The organism is Muricoccus roseus (assembly GCF_900141905.1).
GTDB lineage: Bacteria > Pseudomonadota > Alphaproteobacteria > Acetobacterales > Acetobacteraceae > Roseomonas > Roseomonas rosea.
On the sequence record NZ_FQZF01000066.1, the window covers coordinates 1 to 5106 of the forward strand.

Below are 5106 nucleotides of genomic sequence, written 5' to 3' on the forward strand. Positions count from 1 at the left end.
TCGGTGCAGACGGCGCGCACCTCCTCGACCAGGGCGGGGAGGATGGGGATGCCGTGCTGGCGGCGTTCGATGGTGGTGTCGTGCTCGGGGTCCCCCGGGGATGATGACGGGGGTGGTGGGGTCGGCCGGGGGGTTGGCGCGGAGGCGGGCGATGAGGTCGTCCGGGTCCGCCTGGGGGTCTTCCCTTTCCCGGAAGGCGGTGGGCGGGGCGCGGCGGGTGGGCGGTGCGCCGGGGGTCAGGCGCTGATCGTCTCGATGGTCTGGCGGAGCTGGCCGAAGGTGATGGGCTTGAAGAGGATGGCGGCCGGGTGGTCCTGGTGGATGCGGGCCACCGTCTCGGCTTCCTGCGAGCCGGTGATGAAGACGACCTTGGACCCGACCTGGTGGTGGATGGCCAGGGCGGCGTCGATGCCGTCCTTCTCGCCGCTGAGGCGGACATCCATGAGGACGATGCGGGGGCGGTGCTGGCCGGCCAGTGCGGTGGCGTCCTCCGCCGTGGCGGCGCAGGCGCAGACGGTGAGGCCCATATCCTCGACCATATCGGTGAGCAGTTCGGCGATGAGGAATTCGTCTTCGACGATGAGGACGCAGTCGTTGTGGGTCATGTCGGTTCCGGCAGGGGCATGGTGATCCGCACGCGCGTGCCCTGCTCATGCGTGGTTTCGATCTGGCCACCGAGCTGCCTGGTGAGGCCGGCGATGATGCGGCTGCCCGCGCCGGCGCGGCGGCGGTCGGCCGCGAGGGTGGGGATGGGGGCGGGGCTGGCGCCGTCATCGGCGACGGTGAGACGGATGGTGGCGGGGCCGGTGCGGCGGACGTCCACGGCCAGGTTGCGGGCGCCGCTGTGCTTGAAGACGTTCGAGACGAGTTCGTTGACGATCAGGCCGATGGGGATGGCGAGGTCGAGCGTGACCGGGATGGGTTCGGCGGTGGTGGTGATGGCGATGCCGCGTTCGGCGGCGGCGAGGGAGGTGGCGAGGTTCGCCAGGAGGTCGTTCAGGAAGGGGGCGATGCTGAAGGTTTCGAGGTCTTCGGCGCGGACGAGTTGCTGGTGGACGAGGCCGAGGGTGAGGACGCGGTGGCGGAGGCGGGCGAAGGCTTCCCGCGCCTCGGGGTCGGCGATGCGGCGGGCTTCCATGTCCATGAGGGAGTCGACCACCTGGAGGTTGTTCTTCACGCGGTGGTGGACTTCCCGGAGCAGGAGGTCGCGCTGGCGGAGGGTTTGGGTGAGTTCGGCGGTGCGGTCGGCGACGCGTTGCTCGAGGGTCTGGCGGGCCCGGGCGAGGGCGCGTTGATGGCGGGCGAACTGGCGCATGAAGAAGAGGAAGAGGATGCCGGCCGCGATGAGCCAGCTCAGGCGGCCGAGGGACCAGCCGAGGGTGTAGCGGGCGCCGCCGGCGAGGGAGAGGAGGTTGGCGGCGAGCATGGCGGCCAGGGCGAGGCCGAGCCAGCGGAAGAGGGCGTTCCGCTTTCCGACCGAGGCGAGGATGAGGGCGAGGCCGGCCGTGATCATGGCCAGGGAGGCGTAGTTGATGGTGGCGTTCAGGGGGGTCCAGGCCGGGCCGTCCATGAGGGCGGGCATGTGGGTGATGCCGCCCGTGATGGTGGCGGTGGCGGCGAGGACGAAGGCGAGGACCGCGAGGGCGGCGGTGGTGGCGGCGCGGGCGGTGGTGGCCGGGGTGGCGCCGCGGCCGGGGGCGAGGTGTTCGGTGATGATGGCGGCCAGGGTGAGGGCGCCATAGCCGACGAGCCAGAGGAGGAAGGCCCAGGCCGTGGAGGCGGGGGTGCCGATCACCGGCTGGCCGGGGAGGATGGCGCCTGGGAAGGTGAGCAGGTGGAGGCCGGCCATGAGGGAGGCGTAGAGATAGGCGCAGGCGAGGAGGAGGAGGGACCAGCTCCGGGCTTCGCGGAACTGGACGAAGAGGAGGAAGCTGGTTGCCAGTTCGGTGACGAGGACGACGGCCGCGAAGACGGGGGTGATGGCGGGGATTTCGGGCCCCCTGGTGGCGGCGATGGGGAGCAGGGCCAGGGTGAGGGCCGCGTAGAGTGCGAGGGTGACGAGGATGGGCCGGAGCGCGCCGGGGCTTGTTGGCCCGGTGGGATCCCGCGTCAGACCCGTGCCAGCGGGCGGTGAGGCAACGGCGGCGTCTGGAGGCACTGGATCACCTGAAACGAACGGTCGGTCCGCCGTCGCCTTGAAACGGTGCAACGAAGAGTAGGGTTGCGTGGCCGGCTTGAGGCGGGGTGGCGGTCAGCCCAGCAGGAAGGGGGCGCCGCATTCGGTGCAGACGGCGCGCACCTCCTCGACCAGGGCGGGGAGGATGGGGATGCCGTGCTGGCGGCGTTCGATGGTGGTGTCGTGCTCGGGGTCCCCGGGGATGATGACGGGGGTGGTGGGGTCGGCCGGGGGGTTGGCGCGGAGGCGGGCGATGAGGTCGTCCAGGTCCGCCTGGAAGTCCTGCCTGTCCCGGAAGGCGGTGGGGTTGAGGACGAGGAAGAAGTGGCCGGTGCGGAGTTGGGCGGAGCCGGCGCCGGTGAGGGTGGCGCAGAGGATTTCGACCATGAGGGCGAGGCCGTAGCCCTTGTGGGCGCCTTGTTCACGGGTGCCGCCGAGGGGGGCGAGGCGGCGTTCCTCGGCCGCGATGGCGGAGTTGGTTTCGGGGCCGCCTTCGGCGTTGAGGGCCCAGCCGGGGGGGAGGGGTTTGCCGGCGCGGCGGGCGATGGAGACCTTGCCGTAGGCGACTGTCGTGGTGGCCATGTCCAGCAGGACGGGGCGGGTGGTGTCCCGGGTGGGGGCGGAGAAGGCGATGGGGTTGGTGCCGAGGGCGGGTTGGGTGCCGTGGACGGGGACGAGGAGGTGGGAGGCGTTGGTGAGGGAGATGGCGATCATCCCCTGTTCCGCTGCCATGCGGGCGTACCAGCCGGCGGCGCCGTAGTGGTTGGAGTTGGTGACGGCGGCGATTCCGATGCCGTGCTGGCGGGCTTTTTCGATGGCGGTGGTGGTGGCGAGGTGGGCGGGGACGTGGCCGATGGCCTTGTTGCCGTCGATCAGCACGGCGGGGCCGTTGTCGCGGATGATGGCGGGGGTGGCGCGGGGGTCCAGCCGGCCTTCGCGGAGGAGGCGCTGGTAGTGGGGGAGCATGCCGACGCCGTGGGAATCTATTCCAGTCAGGTCGGTGTCCACCATGATGGTGGCGGCGGTTTCCGCGTGGTCCGCGCGCATGCCCCAGGTGGTGAAGACGGTGGTGAGCTGGCGGTGGAGGCGTTCGGCCGGGATGGTGGGGACGGTTTCCATGGGGTGCATTGGAGGGCCGGTGGCGGGGGGTCGTCCATCCCCCCCGGCGCCGGATTTTCCGCCGTTCAGGATGGGTTGATGCGGGTGATCTTGGTGCCGTTGAGGGCGAGGGCGGCCATGAGGCCTTCCTGGTTGAAGGTGATGGCGTAGACGGGTTCGCGCAGGGTTGTGGCGGTGATGTTGGCCTGGAGCCCGCGGTCCAGCACGACGACGCTGGGGCCGGTGCCGATTTCCCATCCGTCGGCGCGCATGAGGGCGGAGAGGGCTTCGTCGGTCATGAAGAACATGGCGAGGCCGGCGGCCTGGGCGCCGGCGAGGAGGCCGAGGGAGAGGCCGGCGATGTTGAAGTAGCCGACGGTGTTGCCGCCGCGGATGAGGGCGCCTTCCCCGTACTGGCCGCCGACGATGAAGCCGCCCTGGATGATGCGGGGGAAGACGAGGGTGGCGCGGGCGGCGGTGAAGAGGGGGCGGGTGTTGGGGGTGTTGCGCAGGCGGGTGAGGGCGGCGGCGACGTCGGCGTTGATTTCGGCGGCGGTGGCGGCCTGGGCGGTTCGCGGGCGGAGGAGTGCCGGGGCGGCGAGGAGGGTGGCGGCCGCGGGGAGGAGGCGGGTGGCGAGGTGGCGGCGGGTGTGCTGGGTCATGGGTTCCGGCCCTTTGTGTGAGGGTGTTTGCGGCGGGAACGCGGGAGGGGTGGGCTGGGCTGCCGGGTTGCGGCGCTCCGCGTTCCGCGCGGCGTACCGGTTGGTTCCGGGCTTGTCTCAGCCCATGCCGAGGACGTGCTTCATGCCGTAGAGGCCCGGGGGCTGCTTCACGGACCAGAGGGCCGCGCGGACGGCGCCGGTGGCGTAGACGCGGCGGTCGAAGGAGCGGTGGGTGAGGGCGATGTGTTCGGCGCCGGAGGCGAAGAGGAGGGTGTGGTCGCCGACGACCTGGCCGGCGCGGAGGGCGGCGAAGCCGATGGCGCCGGTCTTGCGGGGGCCGGTATGGCCGTCGCGGCCGGATTCGATTCCGGCGGCCTCCAGCGTGGTGCCGCGGCCGGCGGCGACGGCGCGGCCGAGGGCGATGGCGGTGCCGGAGGGGGCGTCGATCTTCTGACGGTGGTGGGTTTCGACGATTTCGGCGTCATAGGCCTCGGGCGGGAGGGCGGCGGCGAGGCGTTCGGCGAGGGCGAGGACGAGGTTCACGCCCGGGGCGAAGTTGGCGGCGTGGACGATGGGGATGTCGCGCGCGGCCTCGGCCACCATGGCCTCCTGCTTCGCGTTCAGGCCCGAGGTGCCGAGGATGAGGGGCTTGCGGGCCTGGAGGGCGGCCTGGAGATGCGTGGGCGCGGCCTCGGCGCTGGTGAAGTCGATCAGCACATCGGCGACGCGGGCCAGGGCGGTGGGGTCGGTGGGCCATTGCTCCCCGCGGCGGGCGGTGCCGCCGGCGAGGCTGGCGCCGGCGGTGGCGACCTCCTCCGCCAGGAGGTGGCCCATGCGGCCGGAGATGCCGAGGATGCCGATCTTCGTCATGCGCTGGGTTTCCCGCCTGCGGTCAGGCCCGTTTTGGGGCGGATCGGGGGCGGGGGGAAGTGGGGGCGGCGTTCGGGGCTGACGGTCTGTCCCGGGGAGAGGAAGAAGGAATTCTTCCTCTCCCCGGACCCCTCACCATCATCTTTTTCTATCAGTTTGGAAGCACGGGGCTGACGGTGCGCCTCGGGTCATAGACCCGAGGCGACTGCAAAGGCAGGATCAGCACCCTGCAACCAGGGACCCCTTCGATCAGGGTATCCACGGCAGTCAGACGGGGTTCCAAGGGCCTCAGGCCCTTGG

At 71.5% G+C, this 5106-nt stretch carries 5 protein-coding genes; all 5 read right to left on the reverse strand.

Annotated elements, in window-relative coordinates; all coding sequences use genetic code 11:
* Positions 1-236: 236 nt before the first annotated feature.
* Entirely contained in the window at positions 237-605 is a 369-nt protein-coding gene (locus tag BUB97_RS25120; protein ID WP_073140619.1) for a response regulator, read from the reverse strand.
* Entirely contained in the window at positions 602-2158 is a 1557-nt protein-coding gene (locus tag BUB97_RS25125; protein ID WP_073140622.1) for a histidine kinase dimerization/phosphoacceptor domain -containing protein, read from the reverse strand. Before BUB97_RS25125 ends, BUB97_RS25120 begins: the two co-directional genes overlap by 4 nt.
* Positions 2159-2251: 93 nt before the next feature.
* Entirely contained in the window at positions 2252-3295 is a 1044-nt protein-coding gene (locus BUB97_RS25130) for an Ldh family oxidoreductase (protein ID WP_073140630.1), read from the reverse strand.
* 65 nt (positions 3296-3360) lie between these two features.
* The gene (locus tag BUB97_RS25135; RefSeq protein ID WP_073140625.1) at positions 3361-3936 is read right to left on the reverse strand and encodes a lipid-binding SYLF domain-containing protein; all 576 of its coding nucleotides are present in this window, start codon (positions 3934-3936) and stop codon (positions 3361-3363) included.
* A 117-nt stretch (positions 3937-4053) separates the two neighbouring features.
* The gene (gene dapB / locus BUB97_RS25140; protein WP_073140628.1) at positions 4054-4806 is read right to left on the reverse strand and encodes a 4-hydroxy-tetrahydrodipicolinate reductase; all 753 of its coding nucleotides are present in this window, start codon (positions 4804-4806) and stop codon (positions 4054-4056) included.
* Positions 4807-5106: the final 300 nt, after the last annotated feature.